Raw genomic sequence first — 17691 nt, 5'->3', positions numbered from 1 at the left:
GATACCGGGGGCACCATGGACTACCTGATTAATTTAACCAAAGAAAACATTCAGCAAGTTGTCGATACCTCAATGGAAAAAATGGTGGTATTAGCATTTTGGGCGCAACCTCAGCCTGAAAGTGTACAGATGCTGCAAACGTTAGAGCAGATAGCACAAGCTCAGGCTGGTCGATTTATTTTGGCTAAAGTCGATTGTGAAGCTGAAATCGAAATTGCGAATTATTTCCAAATTCAAAACTTACCGACCACATTGGTGCTAGACAAAGGTCGCCCAATCGATGGTTTTGCCGGCGTACAAACTGAACAACAGGTGAATGATTTACTCGACAAACATTTGCCACCGTTATGGGTTCAGGAGTTTGATGCGATTAAGCAACTGTTAGCAGAGGGAGAACTGACGCCAGAAGAGCTGACTCAACTCGCTGTGAAGCTTAAAACCGTGTATGCCAATGCGCAGCAAGCCGCTGAAGTGGGCTTAGTAATGGCAGACGTTGCCTTACAGCAAGGGTTGTTAGCCGATGCAAAAGCGTTATTAGCTCACATTGGTTTAGCGGATCAAGACAGTTATTATCAGAATCTAATGGCCAAATTAGCCTTAGCTGAAGATGCGGCTGATACTCCCGAGATCCGCCAGTTACAACAAAGTGTGACAGAACAACCTGATAATTTAGACGCGGTTGTTTCGTTGGCAAAAGCATTAAATATAGCGCATCGAAATGAAGAAGCGCTTGAGTTGCTGTTTGCTATTTTGCAGAAAGACTTAGGCGCATTAGACGGTAAAGTTAAACAAGCCTTTATGGATATACTCACTGCGATAGGACAGGGCAATGCGTTAGCCAATCAATATCGCCGTAAATTGTATACCTTACTGTATTAAACATGCCTTAGCGTTTTTGTTACAAACCTTATTAGATTTAGGTCTAATGTCATAACAAAAGCGCTATTAAAACTGCGGTATATGTGCGAAAATCGCCGCCCTAAAAAGAACATAAACTTAAAAGAGGACTTTTGAGATGCGCATTATTTTATTGGGTGCCCCAGGTGCCGGTAAAGGTACCCAAGCTCAGTTCATTATGGAACAGTATGGTATCCCACAAATCTCAACCGGTGACATGTTGCGTGCAGCCGTTAAAGCTGGCACTCCATTAGGTTTAGAAGCCAAGAAAGTCATGGATGCAGGTCAATTAGTGTCAGACGACCTGATTATTGGTCTTGTGAAAGAGCGTATTGCTCAAGATGATTGTGTAAAAGGTTTCCTACTTGACGGTTTCCCTCGCACAATTCCTCAAGCAGATGCAATGGCTGAAAATGGCATTGAGATCGACCACGTGATTGAAATTGACGTGCCTGACGAAGAAATCGTTAAGCGCATGAGCGGTCGTCGTGTTCACTCTGGTTCTGGCCGTGTTTATCATGTTGTGTTTAATCCACCTAAAGTGGAAGGCAAAGATGATGTAACGGGTGAAGAGCTTGCTATTCGTCCAGACGACGAAGAAAGCACTGTTCGTAAGCGTTTAGGCATTTACCACGAGCAAACTAAACCATTAGTAGATTACTATGGCAAAGTGGCTGCAGAAGGTCGCACTCAGTACAACAAGTTTGACGGTACTCAGTCAGTGACTAAAGTGAGTGAGCAGTTAGCCAACGTATTAAAGTAAATACGATGTTAATGCGTAATAAAAACCTGCTGATGCAGGTTTTTTTATGTCTAAAAATTGTTCCACTAATGCCTCCCTATTCTGCGTAAGGTCAAACTGTGAGAAACAAGCGCAACAATTACTGCGCTTTAAGTTAAAATTAATATAATGTTATCGTTGATATATGGTAAAATCTGCCGCCATTTTCGCAGAGGGCGACTTTTCAACGTTGAACGTCGTCATAGGCAATTAACATCACACTGGCATGGATGCTAAGCTATGAGAGCCCAATATGAAGTTTCCCGGTCAACGTAAGTCAAAGCACTATTTTCCCGTAAACAGTCGTGATCCTTTATTGGCTCAACTTACCCAGCAACCACAGCCATTTTCGACTTACATTTGTGGCATTGATCAGACACTTGTCGATATTGAAGCCAAAGTCGAAGACGAATTACTTGAGCGCTATGGTTTACCTAAAGGTAACTCTACCCTCATTAACGACGAACAAGCGCATAATCTGTATCACGAGCTTAAATCAAATGAGATGATCAGTGACGAGTTTGCTGGTGGTACCATCGGAAACACAGTACATAACTATTCTATTTTAGCCGACGACCGTTCTGTTTTATTTGGCGTAATGAGCCAAAAAGTCATGGTTGGCAGTTATGCATATCGTTACTTATGTAACACTTCATCTAAAGTCGATTTAAACTATTTACAGCCTGTTGATGGTCCTATTGGTCGTTGTTTTACCTTGATTTCTGATTGTGGTGAACGCACATTTGCTATCAGCAAAGGCTCAATGGATAAACTGACGCCTGAGTTTATTAACAAAGACGTTATCCAAGGCAGTTCGGCATTAGTTTTAACCGCTTATTTGATGCGTGCCAGTGACGGCGATGGCATTACAGATGCTGCGATGACAGCCATTGAATATGCAAAAGAAGCGGAAGTGCCTGTCGTGCTAACCTTAGGCACACGCTTCTTAATTCAAGAAGATCCTAAATGGTGGCAAGACTTTATTAACGATCATGTGACCATTTTGGCCATGAACGAAGATGAAGGTGAGGCGCTAACCGGCTTTAAAGACCCGCTATTGGCCAGTGAAGCTGCGCTTGAATGGTGTGACTTGGTATTGACTACCGCAGGGCCGATTGGTCTTTATACCGCGGGCTACGCAGAAGACAGCGCCAAACGTGAAACCAGTCATTTACTGTTACCGGGCGCAATCCCTGAATTTAACCGCTATGAGTTTTCTCGGCCTATGCTGAAAGAAGATTGTGAAACACCGATTAAGGTGTACGCGCACATTTCTCCTTACATGGGCGGCCCAGAGCTTATTCGTAATACCAATGGCGCGGGTGATGGTGCGTTGTCGGCTTTACTTCATGACTTGTCTGCCAATACCTTCCATAAAACCAACGTACCAGGGTCAAGCAAGCACAAACGTGATGGCTTATGTTATTCGTCATTTTCACAAGTGTGCAAGTACGCTAACCGTGTTGCATATGAGGTGTTAGCACAGCATAGCCCGCGTTTATCGCGTGGTTTGCCTGAGCGTGAAGACAGCTTAGAAGAGTCATACTGGGAGCGTTAATTTCGCTTTAGTTAAAAAAAACGATAATGCATCATCATTATCGTTTTTTTTTGCTTGGAATTTAATAGAATAACCTCAGTTCAGGTACAATCTAAACTTACCCGTTCATTAACAGCAATTAGCATCAGCTAGTAAAGTAAGCAATCAGGAGCGTCACGTGAAAGGACAAATCTTAAGAGAGATGCATGTACTTAAGGCTATTGAGCCTGAGTTTGAAGTTCAGCGCCGAGTTGCATTTATCAAAGCAAAACTTAAAGAGTCGCATAGCCATAATGTGGTGTTAGGCATTAGTGGTGGGGTTGATTCTTCATTAGCAGGTCGTTTATGTCAGTTGGCTGTTGATAGCTTAAACACAGAGCAGAGTGATATTGTCTACCAATTTATTGCAGTGCGATTGCCTTATCAAATTCAAAAAGATGAAGATGAAGCGCAGTTAGCCTGTCAGTTTATTCAGCCTTCAAAGCAAGTCACGGTGAACATTGCTGACGGAGTATTAGGCGTTCACCATGCCACACTCGCGGGGTTAGTTGAGGCTGGTATGACATTACCAGAAGAAAACAAAGTCGATTTTGCTAAAGGTAATGTCAAAGCCAGAATGCGAATGGTTGCTCAGTATAATATTGCCGGTTTAGTGGGTGGTTTGGTGGTTGGCACCGATCATAGCGCAGAAAATATTACCGGTTTTTATACTAAATTTGGTGATGGTGCATGTGATTTAGCGCCACTGTTTGGCTTAAATAAACGCCAAGTGCGCAAGCTTGCTGCATTTTTAGGTGCTCCAGCGTTATTAGTTAACAAAGCACCCACAGCAGATTTAGAAGACAATAAACCACAGTTAGAAGATGAAGTGGCACTGGGATTAACCTACGATCAAATTGATGACTTTTTGGAAGGCAAAGATGTGCCTAAGTCAGTAGAAGATAAATTAGTTGGAATTTACAAACGCACGCAGCATAAACGCCAACCAATCCCAACGATTTACGATTAATCAGCTGTTTATCGCAAGTTGCTTTCTTGTGTGCTCAATTAAGACATTAGAATATTGTCGGTAATCTAAATATGGCGTCAGTAAACATGTGTGCTGACGCTGTATTTTATTATCCTCATCAATGGCTTGCCAAAGGTTAGTCTCTTCTGTATTCGCATTAGACTCAGTATCTGTAACGCTTAGCCCTAGCCGTTGTTGAGTCTCTTTGCCACATACAATATGCCAGCAGTCTTTTGTGAAGTGCTCTGGTATTGACTGCGCTAGTAATAAGAGCTCTGGAACGGTATTTGGCATCACAATGCGTAATTGGCAAGTTAAGCGGGGAAGCCACTGCGAACTCGTTTGTGTCGTTATCTGTATGAATTTGTCATCATGAAATAAGTTATCTCTGATGCATTTCCATGCCGTACCTTTGTTTGCGGTGATATCCACTTGTAAGCAGCATATTTTAGCCATAATGGTAATAATTTTTCGCCAATGATTTCCATTTAAAGCAATTAATTGTGCAATAGCATCGGGTTGTGTTGCCTGCCAATCTGCTGGCAATATTGGCGGAGTCGGTAGATAAAAAATGATGTCAGCTATTTGCGGGCCTAGCATCATTGTTGCTTGGTTACTCTGCATGAAATGTCTACAACCTCCGCCTTTAGTATTAAAAAAGTCAGTAGTTATTTAAAAAAGTCTGTAGCGATATAAAAGCGTAATGGCCAACCATTTGTTGTAAAAATAACCTTGAAAGTTAAATGAGCCTATCGCTTATCGCGTTTGTCATACGCGTTGTACTGAGTTTAATGATAAAATCAATCATAAGCTTAATCAGCAATGTATCAGAATATTGATTGACGATACATCAGCATGTTACTGAGCTCATCGTATTAATGGTTTGGTATTTAACGTGTGTGGCGGGCTTATCAAATGAATAGTTTGCTAGCACATCATCGCAGATTGGATATTCATTTATTCACTTGTTAATCTCATTAGGTTAACGAATTTTATGACTTAAGGTAGAGAATGCGCGCCATTGTAATAGGCTCGACCAAACACCTGTTATTTGCTGCTTTTTATGGTGCAATCGGGATTAGTGTTGCCATTCTGTTCACCGCTGTATGGCTGTTAAACGATCGGCCTAATTTATCAATATGGCATACCACGCATCTCACATCAGAATATCATCAACAGTCAGGCCTAGCTGATTTTAATCAATATCTTAAATTAGAAGATAAGCTGTTTGCTGAGGTTGAGCGCAAGATATATCGTCAATACCAACCACAGTTAGCCTCACCACTTAATCGTTATGAGCGCCACAGTTTGTCTGATCCTGCCTTGTGGAAACAAAACTGGAACCGCTCTTTTGAGTGGCAAAACCCCCAAGCTGAATTCGGTTTATTGCTGATCCACGGTATGTCCGATTCACCTTATGTGATGTCGCATATCGCGCAACATTATCAACACCAAGCGCATATTGTGGGATTAAGATTGCCTGGTCATGGCACAGTACCTTCAGGATTGACAGACATTACCTGGCCAGATTTAGCGGGCGCGGTATCTCTTGCCGCAGCACATTTGGCTGCCCAATTACCCGGTAAACCCATTTATGTTGCCGGTTTTTCTACTGGCGCGGCTTTAGCATTAAACCATGATCTTGAAAATATTAACCTTAATAAGCCGACAGACTTTGCGGGAATGATATTTCTCTCTCCCGCAATTGGTTTGGCGCCTATTGCCGCTGGGGCATATTGGCAAGCTAAGTTGGGACGAGTATTAGGCCAAGATAAACTGTACTGGAATAGTATTCAAACTGAGTACGATCCATTTCGATATCAATCTTTTGCCGTCAATGCGGGGGACGTGGTCTACCGATTAACATTACGCAATCAAACGTTACTGGCTGGGTTAACCGATAAGCAATACAAGGCCATAGCACCGATATTAACGTTTCAGTCAGTGGTCGATGATACCGTGTCGTCCTTATCTGTGGTTGAAAAACTTTATCAACACTTGCCAGCATCTAAAGGGCATGAATTAGTGCTATTCGATGTCAATCGCAAACACAGCCATAATCAATTATTAATGCATGACCCTTTAGCACCGTTTGCGCCTTTTTGGCTCACGACGCCATTACCTTATCGTTTGAGTTTGCTTGAAAATGATATGCAGCACGATAATCATGTACAAGTGCGAGAACTGGCAAAGAACACCAATTCAACGGATGTGCAGGCGCTGTCACTAACCTGGCCTAAAGAAGTGTATTCATTGTCTCATGTGGCATTAACCTTCCCCATAGAAGACACCTTGTATGGCCCATTAGCCAGTGAAGAGTCAGATAAAATACAAATAGGTCGGGGAATATACCAAGGCGAGAGAGGAATTTTTAGTGTCACCGCTGCAGATATGTTACGCCAAAAATGGAATCCATTTTACCCATATATGATGAATAGAATGGACGGGTTTATTCAACCCCGTCCATAACGTTATATCAGCTTATTCAGTGATAATATCGATGACAGTCTTATTGCGTCCGTCTTGTTTTGCTTGATAGAGATTGTCGTCTGCAATTTTTATCCACTTGTCTAACTCATCTGCGTAGTCGGGATTGGCGGTAATGGCTCCTATACTTACCGTGATATGAAAAGATCGTTTGTCCTCTGGCGATATCATCTCAAACTCAGCTAAAGCCTCCCTAAAGCTGTTTAAATGATGTTGTATGTGCAGGGCGTTGGTGAGTGGTAAAATGAGTAAAAATTCTTCACCGCCATATCGAGAAACAATATCAATGTCGCGTTTAAAGTATTTTTGCAGTAACTGGGCAAAAATACGTAAACACTCATCACCGGCTAAATGGCCGTAGTTGTCATTAACCTGTTTAAACAGATCCAAATCCAATACTGCCACGGTAATGGCTTGTTCACTTCGTATACAAAATTCCAATAATTCGGTAAATTTACGTTCAGCGTAACGGCGGTTGTACAAACCCGTTAGTGGATCTCGGTCAACGAGCTCTTTGAGCTTACGGTTAGCCGTCTCTAGCTCTTCCGTACGCCTTGCCACGGTTTCTTCTAGCTCCACTTGATGGTCGATTAATTGCTGCTTACTGGCGGCTAATCGTTGATATAAACTAAACACTTCTTTCGGCGAATTCTCATCAATGCTTTGAACCTTATTGATGCCTACTGTCGATGGACTAAATTGGCTGGCAACCGCTTCTAAAGGCACTGTGAGTAGTGCACTGAGTTTTCTTGATATGTAAAAAGTCCCCATTAACGATATCAGTAGCATGATAAAACTACTGAACATTTGCTCTTCAGCCAGTTTTAGCAAAGGAGAGAATTCTTTTAAGATATACACAGTCCAGCCGTTATCCAGTGTTTGGTGGGCATAGATATATTCTGGCACTATCGATTTAGGACGCTCAATATTGAGTAGCTCTAGACTCGTACGATATACCCCATCATTTATCACAAAATTAAATTTCGATAACGATGTTAACCCGAGTTTTTCAGAAGCATAAATAATTTGGTTTTGTTCATCCACCATAACTACCGATTCATCGTCGGCATACTCACTCGTTTGATCTACATGTGAAAAGTGATTTAAATCTAAAGATCCTTCAACAATTCCTGCAGTAGTGGTGTGCTGTTCATTGGTGTAAAAAGGCGCGCTCATGGCAATGATTGAATCATTACCAAAACCTCGTCCCAGAAATACCGATGAAACAAATAAGCGATGGTTGTAAAACGATTCGATAAAATAGTCGCGGTCTTTAATAGTAATTTTTTGTGTGTTGCTTTGAGCTAATAAACGAGACACAGGGCTTGCCGCAACGATTTCAGCTTGAGGATTGGCAATCAACATACTAATAAAACCCGGATAACTATTGTGTAAATTGGATAAAACCGGTTGCCAGTGCAACGGATCGTCAGCGGCAATCGTTAATTGGTTTGCAGCGTTGGCAATAACCGTTTTGTGGTTGTTGATGTAATTTTGAGCTGATGTTGCTAAGTGAGACACTGCATCATTGATGTTTTCTTTTAACATCGCTTGTTGACGCTCTAAGAAGTAAAAATTAAAAATTAGCGCAGAGAACAGTAAGGTGAGGGTGACCATGAGTGTGAAAAAGTAAGTGAGCTGCGCACTTAATAAGCGGCGATGGCGATCTTTTACCTTGTCTTTAAAGAACCACAATTTAGGTATGGCTAAAATAAGTAACGAGGCAATGCTGGTATAAACCAAGCCATTAACACCTTGCTTCGCAATAATAAAACCTAAGTGCGATGACGGTATGTCCATAATAAAGGTGACATACAAATACACTAAAGGTGCACCGATAATTAACCAATAAGCTGCGTCTGCATACAAAGCATAAATATCACGTCGTCTGGCGTAACCTAAAAATAATGCCTCAAGTCCAAAGAATAAATACACATGAGGACTGTCCCAGATCATCATTAACCCTGTCGATGCGAGCATCGCTGTCACAAATGCATACCAAGGCCCTAGTAAGACAGCGGCTATTACGGTGACAGTGTTACCTAATACAAATTGCACATTGGCAAAAAACTGAATTGGATAACAATTAATTAACAAACCTACAATACCTAAGGCAATAGAAAAAAGCAGATGTTGTTGGTTAATCTTGGGAAGCTTCAAAAAGAGGTCCTTATTGATTTTATTATAAAAAGCGTCTTGCTATTCAACACTTATCTCAAGAAACCGTTGAGATTTCAATGTAAAACCAGATTTTTTATCATCAAATTGTATTTTAAATGTTTTTAAAATATTGATTTATGTTGTTTTTTAAAGCCAATTTTGTTCGACCTTGGTCTAACTCAGTTTAATGGGTTTGTTATTTTTTTACAAAAAATATTTCATTAACTTTCTGATAAATAGTGTTTTTATGTCTAACTCGTTCCTTAAGGATATTCGAATACGACTAAGGTCTTGATTGTGGTGTTGCCCTGAGTTGCTAAATTAACAATGACTTTACAAAAACTAACACAGGGGAGTCGCAATGAGTTTTGAAAATAACGAAAAGGCAGCGGGATACTGGCGCGAAAATTTACGCTTAGTACTTAGCTTGCTTGCAATTTGGGCTGCAGTGTCATTTGGCTGCGGTATTTTATTAGTTGATATATTAAACGAATTCACCTTCATGGGATTCAAACTGGGGTTCTGGTTTGCGCAGCAGGGTGCAATGTATGTATTCGTGGCGCTGATTTTTGTTTACGTAGCGAAAGCTAATGCATTAGACAAAAAATACAATGTTCAGGAAGACTAAGGGGCACTACGATGGATGTTCAAACACTCACATATTTAATTGTCGGCGCAACTTTCGCGTTGTACATCGGGATCGCCATTTGGTCTCGAGCAGGTTCTACTAAAGAGTTTTATGTTGCTGGTGGCGGTGTTCACCCTGTGATGAACGGCATGGCAACTGCGGCAGACTGGATGTCTGCGGCATCATTTATTTCACTGGCAGGTATTGTGTCGTTTGTTGGTTATGACGGTTCAGTATATTTAATGGGTTGGACAGGCGGTTACGTACTATTAGCATTATGTATGGCACCTTATTTACGTAAATTCGGTAAGTTTACGGTTCCAGACTTTATTGGTGACCGTTATTACTCGCAAACCGCGCGTACGGTTGCAGTAATATGTGCCATCTTTATCTGTTTTACCTATATCGCGGGTCAAATGCGAGGTGTAGGTGTGGTGTTCTCCCGCTTCTTAGAAGTTGAGGTGGAAACCGGCGTATATATAGGTATGGCAGTGGTGTTCTTTTATGCTGTATTAGGCGGCATGAAAGGGATTACTTACACTCAGGTCGCGCAGTATTGTGTGTTAATTTTTGCCTTCATGGTGCCAGCAATCTTTATTTCGGTGATGATGACAGGTCATATTTTACCGCAAATCGGCTTTGGCGCTGAGTTAGTCGATGCAGCGGGTAATGGCACTGGGGTGTACTTACTCGATAAACTTGATGGCTTATCAGCAGAACTTGGTTTCTCCCAATACACCGAAGGTTCTAAAGACATGATCGATGTGTTCTTTATTACAGGTGCGTTAATGTTTGGTACTGCAGGTTTACCACACGTTATCGTGCGCTTCTTTACTGTACCTCGAGTAAAGGATGCACGAATCTCTGCGGGTTGGGCATTAGTGTTTATCGCAATTATGTATACGACTGTGCCTGCTTTATCTGCATTCTCACGAGTGAATATGATTGAGACCATAAATGGTCCAGATTCAACAGGTGTACCTTATGAGACTGCACCTTCTTGGATTAAAAACTGGGAAAAAACCGGTCTTATTACCTGGGAAGATAAAAACAACGATGGCAAGATTTTTTACACCAATGGTGATAAAAATGAAATGAACATCGACCGCGATATTATCGTACTTGCCACGCCTGAAATTGCATCGCTTCCAGCATGGGTTATTGCCCTTGTTGCAGCGGGTGGTTTAGCGGCGGCATTATCGACTTCAGCGGGTCTGTTGCTTGTAATCTCTACTTCGGTATCGCATGATTTACTTAAGAAAAATTTGATGCCAGATATTTCTGACCAAAAAGAATTGATGTACGCTCGTATTGCGGCAGCATTAGGTGTGGTTATGGCCGGATACTTTGGTATTAATCCCCCAGGCTTTGTGGCTGCGGTGGTGGCGATTGCGTTTGGTCTTGCTGCAGCATCGTTATTCCCAGCTATTATCATGGGGATCTTCTCTAAGACTATGAATAGAGAAGGCGCGATTGCAGGTATGGTGATTGGCTTACTGTCTACTGCGGCTTACATTGCTTACTTTAAGTTTATTAATCCTGCTGCCAATACATCTGAAAATTGGTTCTTTGGTATTTCTCCTGAAGGTTTTGGTATGGTGGGCATGATTATTAACTTTGGTGTGGCTTTTGCCATCAGTAAAGTGACAGCTAAGATACCTGATGAGATTGTAGAAATGGTTGAGTCAATTCGTTTCCCTAAAGGATCGGGTGAAGCACAGGATCACTAATCATCAATCCTGATAATTAAGTTAATTTAAAGGGCGCTTCGGCGCTCTTTTTGTTGGGCTTAAGTCCTATAGCAGCAATTCCACTGCCTTTGCTATAGTGTTTGTATGGTGTGTTCAATATGGAAAAAATATGGATGCAAGCGAGTTACAACCCGTCGAGCAGTTTTTAGCTGCACATTCTCCATTTGATTCATTACCCGCAGAGGTGATTAGCCGTTGCGCAAAAAACATCACGGTTGGGTATTACAGTAAAGCCTCTGCCTTTGTCGAGTTTGATACGCAAAACCCTAAATTGTATATCGTCCGCAGTGGCGCATTTGAAGTGCGCGATCCTGAAGGCATACTGGTAGACCGGGTTGCAGAAGGCGAGTGCTTCGGTTTTTCGACATTATTATCGGGTGAGAAGGTCGTTAATAAAGTAGCCATTTTAGAAGATGGTTTGGTGTACCATTTGCCTCAAGCCATTTTTGCGCAATTACGTGCAGAGCAGCGCAGTTTCGATCAGTTCTTTGCTCGAGCGTTTGCCAAGCGTTTGCGTAATGAAGGACGTTTTAAAGCTAAAGATCTGACCACTACCAGTCGTATTACCTCAATTATGTGTGCAAAACCCATTATTGTTCAGGCTCATGCCAGTGTCATCGATGCGGCTAAAATCATGCGTGATCACCGAGTGTCGTCAGTCCTGGTGATTGATAATGACAAGCTTGTGGGTATTTTAACTGACCGTGATTTACGAAACCGTGTTATTGCGGAAGGGTTAGATGTTAATACCCTGGTGAGTCAAGCCATGACGGTTAGCCCTATCACTACTCATGCCAATGCACTAGTTTTTGAAACCATGCTCACCATGAGCGAGCATAATATTCACCACTTGCCGGTTGTTGATGGCAGCAAAGCCATTGGGATGATCACCAGCACCGATATTTTACGTGCGCAGCGTTCGCAACCATTATTGCTAATAGGTGAAATTGGCCGCCAGGCCAATATCGACAGCTTAATCCAAGTCAGTAAACAAATTCCGTTGTTACTGCAAAACCTCATCAGCGCCGACGCCAGGGCTGAAGAAATTGGACGAGTATTAACGTCGGTGACTGACGCGTTAACGCGCCGCTTAATTGAGTTAAACCAGCAAATTTTAGGTAAGGCACCAATGGCTTTTTGTTGGTTAGCCTTTGGCTCGCAAGGCCGCCAAGACCAAGTGGCGTGTTCTGATCAAGATAATGGTTTATTGTTGGCGCACGAGCCTGATGAATTTGCAGCTGCTTATTTTGAAACATTAACTCAAGCGGTGTGCAAAGGGCTTGATCAATGTGGTTATGTTTATTGCCCTGGCGATATTATGGCGCAAAACCCTAAGTGGCGTTTACCGTTAAACCAATGGAAATCGTTATTTAAACATTGGGTGTTAACGCCTGATCCTAAAGCATTAATGCATGCCAGCATCTTTTTTGATATGCGTGCGGTATTTGGGCCAATAAGCTTATTCAGTGAATTACAAGATGACGTGTTAGCGTCGACTAAAGATAACGATATATTTCTAGCCGGTATGGCTGGAAACTCGTTAACCGAATCTCCGCCGTTGGGGTTTTTCAGAAAATTTGTGCTTGAACGTGATGGCAGTGAAGTCAAAGGCATGGACTTAAAACATAAGGGCAGTGCATTGATTAATGATATTGCCAGAGTGTATGCGTTAAGTGCAGGCATAAAGGAAGTAAACACCGCCAAAAGGATCAGGGCCTTGATGGATGCCAATATTATTAATCGTAAAGATGCGCTTAATCTTGCTGATGCCCATGAATTTATTGCCCATATGCGCCTTGCTAACCAGGGCTATCAAGCGACAAATAATCTGCCAATCAATAACTTTTTAAAACCGCAGCATTTATCATCATTATTACGCCATCAACTGCGTGACGCATTTAAAGTGGTGCACGATGCTCAGGCTGGAATTAAATTGAAGTTTTTGAGGAGTTTTTAGTGGCGACGCTTTGGTGGTTCAAACTGTTATTTTGGCGCAAAAAAATGACCGGTTTACCTGAGCCATTAAACCAGTATTTGCAGGCGATAACGCCAGCTCTTGCTTGCTCTTTTCTTGATGCGCCGTTAATGGCAATTGATCTTGAAATGACAGGGTTAGACCCTAAGAATGACCAAGTGATTAGTATCGGCTTAGTGCCGATAGTGAAAGGCGAGATCCCATTAGCAAAAGCGCAACATCTCATGATTGCCATTAGCGGCAGTGTCGGACACAGCGCCACTGTTCATGGCATTGTTGATCATCAACTGCACACCGCTTTAACTTTGCCAGAAGCGATGGCATGGTTTTTATCGCAAACCGAAGGTCATATTTTAATTGCACATCATGCACCACTAGACATCCAGTTTATTCAACAGCAGCTGGTACGCTGTTTTGGTCACTCAATCCCGTTGGTCTTTATTGATACTTTAGCGATTGAAAAAAAACGCAGGTTGCAACAACAAGATATTTTACAGCAAGGATCGTTAAGGTTAGGTGCAAGCCGAGCGCGTTATCATTTACCTGTATATTCGGCTCATAATGCTCTGGTTGATGCGTTATCGTGTGCAGAGCTCTTGCTCGCGCAAGTGGCGGCGATGGGGGATGTTAAAAAGTTAACAGTAAAGAAATTGATTGATGTTATTGGGTAAGTTGTTAAATCGCGGTTTGTGATTAAAGACAAGAAAGCCAGATTAAGACTGACTTTCTTGTATCAATAAGGCGTTATTCTGCAGCTTTAGCTTTACTGAAAAAATAATCAACAGCAGGTTTGATTAATTCCAATGCAGTTTTATCACACGGTGGTAATGCGGCGTCACTAACATTAATTGGCGTAGTGCGCTCGCCCCACTTGAATAGCATTGCTGCTGATGTTAATCCCGCACCAAAAGCACATGATAAAATGGTTTGGCCCGGCACGATTTTACCTTGTGATAACGCATCACAAATCGCGATAGGGATAGTTGCTGCAGATGTATTGCCATAGTCGGCAATATTCACAAAAGCTTTTTCTTTAGGAATTTTCATCCGGCTAACGAGAGTGTCGATAATACGTTCGTTGGCTTGATGGGGAATAACAAAATCAACATCGTTAATGTCGGTATTGCATTTCTCAAGCACTTTAGCGCTTAAATTACCCATGCCATGGATTGCACGCTTAAATACATCTTGACCGTTGATGTGGATATAAAAATCCAGAGACTCAGTATCAAATCGGTCCATTTGGGTGCCAAAGTTAGATTGTAAAATATCGCGCCCTTCAGGATCGTTATTTAACTCATAACCTAATATGCCGCCTGGACTGTCACTGGCTTCTAGTACAATGGCACCAGCGCCATCGCCAAACAATACTGCTGTTTCACGGCGAGACCAATCTAAGTAAAAAGATAACCGTTCAGCACCAATAATAAGAATTTTCTTATTTTGGCCGCTTTTAATCATTGAGCTTGCTAAGCCTACGCCATACAAAAAGCCGCTGCATGCCGCGTTTATATCAAAAGCACCACATGTTGCGCCAATATTGGCCTGAACAGTAGAGGCAATATTAGGAATTAACGTATCCGGGCTGGCGGTGGCTAAAATGATTAAATCTAACTCACTGCCATCTATACCTGCTGCTGCAAGCGCGTGCTTTGCCGCAACCGACGCCATTTCAGAGGTATTAACATGGCTTATATTACGTTTACTGATCCCTGTACGCGTTTTAATCCATTCATCGGTAGTTTCCATGAATGTGGCTAAGTCGTCATTAGTCAGTGTTGCGGTCGGTACTGATTTTCCCCAACCGGTAATGTGTGCATACTGCATAGCAATTCTCTCAATATAGGTTAACAGTCATCTGTTTAACATCAATAAGCTGACACAGATGTCTATGTGTTACTAAGGCTTATCATTGATGTCATGACTGTTGTTATGACTTAATTTTTTGTTCTACTAATTTAGTAATCGAATCTGCCGCATGCAAAATATGTAGGCGCAGTAAATCGGTTGCTTTTTGGACATCACGATCTTTACACAGTTCAAGTAAAATCCGGTGTTCACGCTCAGCCGTTGGAATGCCACCCGTAAATAACAGCTGCAAACGAATATAACGATCGCAATTGGTATTTAAGCCGTGAACCACATCGAGAGTATGGGGACGGTTTGCCGCCTCGTACAAACGGGTATGAAAACGGGTGTTAAGTTCACTCCAACTGGCCACTGACTCTTTGAGCTTAAATGCCAATTCCAGTTGGATAAGCACGGCTTCTGCTGCTTCGATGTCTTGCTCGGTCAAATTGGGAATGGCTTTTGCCAATAAATCTGACTCAATCATGGCGCGAAGTTCAAATAACTCAGTCACTTGTTCAACTGACAGTTTAGTGGCCGTAGCCCCTTTATGCGGTTCAAAATTGACTAGACCTTCTGCCTCTAATTGCACTAAGGCTTCACGAACCGGAATTCGGCTAACATTTAACTGTGCCGCAATTGCGGACTGTCTTAGCGGTTCGCCACCTGCTATATCACCAGAAAGGATCTGTTCTCTGAGCGCTTCCACAACAAGTTGTGTTCGTGTTTTGTGAATAATAGGAGGTATATTGCTCATGTATTTTTGTGTTCATCACTAATTTCTTCGAGCAAGGGTAACGCTTAGCAGCCGCATTATAAAGTGAAACATATGCATAAATGCAGATAAACATCATAAAAATGGACTAAATGATTAAATACGCAAAATTAAACAGTTTGTCTGGCACCAAATTGATGTCAGTGGGATAATCCATCCAGTATTGAGTTTGAGGAGTGACTAGGTTGAAGAAGGCTGTATTTTTAGATCGCGATGGCGTTATTAATAAAGACACTGGTTATGTGCATAATGTTGATGACTTCGAATATATTGATGGCGTGTTTGAAGCATGTTTAGCATTAAAAGAGATGGGCTATCTACTAGTTGTTGTCACTAACCAATCAGGTATTGCCCGTGGCCTGTACAGCGAAGATGACTTTCATCATTTAACCGAGTGGATGGATTGGAACTTTGCTGACAAAGGTGTCGACCTTGACGGTATTTATTATTGTCCACATCATCCTGAAAAAGGCTTAGGTGAATACAAGCAAGATTGCGATTGTAGAAAACCTAAACCGGGTATGCTCAATTCTGCAGCCCAATTTCTCAATATTGATTTAAGCCAATCAGTTATGGTCGGCGATAAAGCCGATGACATGAGAGCGGCAAAAGCGGCTGGTATTAATAGCGCAATATTAGTGCGTTCAGGTAAAGTCGTCGATAAAGAGGGTATTGAGCTTGCTACAGCAGTAGTCGACAGTATTGCTGACGTGCCGAACTTACTTCGCCAGTCTTTATAAAATAGATACGGTTTCTTATAGAGGTAGCGTTAGTGTTAAGAGTCTCGCTACTTTTATATAGAGATACATGTAATGCAGTTCAATTTAGTAACAGTAGTAACAGTAGTAACAGTAGTAAAAGTAGCAGTAATAGACGTAGGCTTAGCTTGTTTATCTCATCGTTGTTTTTAATCACTCACTTCTCACTCACGTCTCACTGAGCCTTTATCTTTTATATCGTCATTAACTCGCAATAACCCGCAGTGGGGGAAACCACAAGTGGTAACCGCGATAACGATGGCAGCATTATCATCTTAAGTTCTGTTAACCCGCACCATATCGATAAAGCAATACATTTGGTCCTTCGCTTCCAATTAACATCACATTAACTTCATTTCAGTCATATTTAAGTCTCTATAAGCTAATTTAAGCACTTATTCTCTGTAGAGTGCCATTTTCCGCCCCAATCGACCGAGGAAATAATAATTATATAATGTAGCAGAGGGCCTTATTTGTATATAAAATCAGCGAAAACAGTTAAAAACATTGGTTTGAGTTTAAAAACTGCGCAGTTGGGCGTTAATATCAATAAAAATTGATAAAAGCCCTTGCGCAATAAATTGAGTTCCCTATAATGCGCACCACTGACACGGAACGCAGCGTCTAACGCGAGTTACCAAGTCCGCTCTTTAACAATTTATCAAGTAATCTGTGTGGACATTCACAGGTATTGAGTTATTCGAAATTGTCTTCTTGTTCTTCGGAATGTAGGCAATCAAAAAATTTAAACTCAATGATGAGAATGTTCATAGTAATATGAAGCTACAGCAATGTAGTGAGTAATTTGTGAGCTCTTAGAGCGAAGCGAATTATGACAGTAGAATTCATTGAGCCGTTCGACGTAGTCGAACAAAAAAACTTTAATTGAAGAGTTTGATCATGGCTCAGATTGAACGCTGGCGGCAGGCCTAACACATGCAAGTCGAGCGGTAACAGGAAGGAAGCTTGCTTACTTTGCTGACGAGCGGCGGACGGGTGAGTAATGCCTAGGGATCTGCCCAGTCGAGGGGGATAACAGTTGGAAACGACTGCTAATACCGCATACGCCCTACGGGGGAAAGGAG

Annotated in this window: 14 protein-coding genes and 1 rRNA gene; 11 read left to right on the top strand and 4 right to left on the bottom strand. The window is 41.9% G+C overall.

All coding sequences use genetic code 11. The annotated features are described in order from the left end of the window. Window positions 1-15: 15 nt before the first annotated feature. The 4 genes from AC19MX_RS00075 to nadE all read left to right on the top strand — a co-directional run bounded on the left by AC19MX_RS00075 (window position 16) and on the right by nadE (window position 4224). On the top strand, window positions 16-879 hold the full coding sequence (locus tag AC19MX_RS00075; protein WP_432402807.1) for a tetratricopeptide repeat protein: 864 nt from the start codon (window positions 16-18) through the stop codon (window positions 877-879). 136 nt (window positions 880-1015) lie between these two features. After that, window positions 1016-1660 carry an adenylate kinase gene (adk, locus tag AC19MX_RS00070; RefSeq protein WP_188957000.1) on the top strand — a complete coding sequence of 215 codons (645 nt, stop codon included), beginning with the start codon at window positions 1016-1018 and terminating at the stop codon, window positions 1658-1660. 271 nt (window positions 1661-1931) lie between these two features. Continuing rightward, window positions 1932-3236 (top strand): inosine/guanosine kinase, encoded by a 1305-nt coding sequence (locus AC19MX_RS00065; RefSeq protein ID WP_432402809.1) that lies wholly within the window; start codon window positions 1932-1934, stop codon window positions 3234-3236. A 157-nt stretch (window positions 3237-3393) separates the two neighbouring features. Then, window positions 3394-4224 (top strand): NAD(+) synthase, encoded by an 831-nt coding sequence (gene nadE, locus AC19MX_RS00060; RefSeq protein WP_432402811.1) that lies wholly within the window; start codon window positions 3394-3396, stop codon window positions 4222-4224. On the opposite strand, the gene AC19MX_RS00055 is transcribed toward nadE, so the two are convergent. Next, window positions 4225-4848: a DUF6942 family protein gene (locus AC19MX_RS00055; RefSeq protein WP_432402813.1), complete on the bottom strand. Its 624-nt coding sequence runs from the start codon at window positions 4846-4848 to the stop codon at window positions 4225-4227. It lies immediately after the preceding gene. Between the two features lie 387 nt (window positions 4849-5235). On the opposite strand from AC19MX_RS00055, the gene AC19MX_RS00050 reads away from it, so the two are divergent. After that, complete coding sequence (locus AC19MX_RS00050) at window positions 5236-6693, top strand: alpha/beta hydrolase (protein ID WP_432402815.1); 1458 nt, start codon at window positions 5236-5238, stop codon at window positions 6691-6693. Between the two features lie 12 nt (window positions 6694-6705). Here the strand turns inward: AC19MX_RS00050 and AC19MX_RS00045 are convergent, their stop codons facing one another. After that, window positions 6706-8871, bottom strand: a complete 2166-nt coding sequence (locus AC19MX_RS00045; protein WP_432402817.1) for a diguanylate cyclase — start codon at window positions 8869-8871, stop codon at window positions 6706-6708. 361 nt (window positions 8872-9232) lie between these two features. Between AC19MX_RS00045 and AC19MX_RS00040 the strand changes: the two genes are divergently transcribed. The 4 genes from AC19MX_RS00040 (at window position 9233) to AC19MX_RS00025 (ending at window position 13896) form a co-directional block, all read left to right on the top strand. Next, window positions 9233-9499, top strand: coding sequence for a DUF4212 domain-containing protein (locus AC19MX_RS00040; protein WP_188957018.1), 267 nt, complete (start codon window positions 9233-9235; stop codon window positions 9497-9499). Between the two features lie 11 nt (window positions 9500-9510). Then, the gene (locus tag AC19MX_RS00035) at window positions 9511-11229 is read left to right on the top strand and encodes a sodium:solute symporter family protein (RefSeq protein ID WP_432402819.1); all 1719 of its coding nucleotides are present in this window, start codon (window positions 9511-9513) and stop codon (window positions 11227-11229) included. 130 nt (window positions 11230-11359) lie between these two features. Beyond that, window positions 11360-13207, top strand: coding sequence for a DUF294 nucleotidyltransferase-like domain-containing protein (locus AC19MX_RS00030; protein ID WP_432402821.1), 1848 nt, complete (start codon window positions 11360-11362; stop codon window positions 13205-13207). Continuing rightward, window positions 13207-13896, top strand: a complete 690-nt coding sequence (locus AC19MX_RS00025) for an exonuclease domain-containing protein (RefSeq protein ID WP_432402823.1) — start codon at window positions 13207-13209, stop codon at window positions 13894-13896. The genes AC19MX_RS00030 and AC19MX_RS00025 overlap by 1 nt, the downstream gene beginning before the upstream one ends. Window positions 13897-13969: 73 nt before the next feature. On the opposite strand, the gene AC19MX_RS00020 is transcribed toward AC19MX_RS00025, so the two are convergent. Both AC19MX_RS00020 and AC19MX_RS00015 read right to left on the bottom strand, forming a co-directional pair. After that, the gene (locus tag AC19MX_RS00020) at window positions 13970-15052 is read right to left on the bottom strand and encodes a ketoacyl-ACP synthase III (RefSeq protein WP_432402825.1); all 1083 of its coding nucleotides are present in this window, start codon (window positions 15050-15052) and stop codon (window positions 13970-13972) included. Between the two features lie 103 nt (window positions 15053-15155). Further along, a complete protein-coding gene (locus AC19MX_RS00015; protein WP_432402827.1) occupies window positions 15156-15830 on the bottom strand; it encodes a GntR family transcriptional regulator in 675 nt (224 codons plus the stop codon). Window positions 15831-16033: 203 nt separating this feature from the next. Between AC19MX_RS00015 and gmhB the strand changes: the two genes are divergently transcribed. Beyond that, complete coding sequence (gmhB, locus tag AC19MX_RS00010; protein ID WP_498296162.1) at window positions 16034-16588, top strand: D-glycero-beta-D-manno-heptose 1,7-bisphosphate 7-phosphatase; 555 nt, start codon at window positions 16034-16036, stop codon at window positions 16586-16588. Window positions 16589-17488: 900 nt separating this feature from the next. Further along, window positions 17489-17691 (top strand): 16S ribosomal RNA (locus AC19MX_RS00005); the annotation flags it as partial.

Source organism: Shewanella sp. MF05956 (assembly GCF_059758055.1).
This window is presented reverse-complemented; position numbering and strand designations above follow the sequence as displayed.

Coding starts and splice junctions, on each gene's coding strand:
- AC19MX_RS00040 (WP_188957018.1), top strand. CDS start 9,233: ATGAGTTTTGAAAATAACGAAAAGGCAGCGGGATACTGGCGCGAAAAT.
- adk (WP_188957000.1), top strand. CDS start 1,016: ATGCGCATTATTTTATTGGGTGCCCCAGGTGCCGGTAAAGGTACCCAA.
- AC19MX_RS00035 (WP_432402819.1), top strand. CDS start 9,511: ATGGATGTTCAAACACTCACATATTTAATTGTCGGCGCAACTTTCGCG.
- AC19MX_RS00065 (WP_432402809.1), top strand. CDS start 1,932: ATGAAGTTTCCCGGTCAACGTAAGTCAAAGCACTATTTTCCCGTAAAC.
- AC19MX_RS00075 (WP_432402807.1), top strand. CDS start 16: ATGGACTACCTGATTAATTTAACCAAAGAAAACATTCAGCAAGTTGTC.
- AC19MX_RS00015 (WP_432402827.1), bottom strand. CDS start 15,830: ATGAGCAATATACCTCCTATTATTCACAAAACACGAACACAACTTGTT.
- AC19MX_RS00050 (WP_432402815.1), top strand. CDS start 5,236: ATGCGCGCCATTGTAATAGGCTCGACCAAACACCTGTTATTTGCTGCT.
- AC19MX_RS00055 (WP_432402813.1), bottom strand. CDS start 4,848: ATGCAGAGTAACCAAGCAACAATGATGCTAGGCCCGCAAATAGCTGAC.
- AC19MX_RS00020 (WP_432402825.1), bottom strand. CDS start 15,052: ATGCAGTATGCACACATTACCGGTTGGGGAAAATCAGTACCGACCGCA.
- AC19MX_RS00030 (WP_432402821.1), top strand. CDS start 11,360: ATGGATGCAAGCGAGTTACAACCCGTCGAGCAGTTTTTAGCTGCACAT.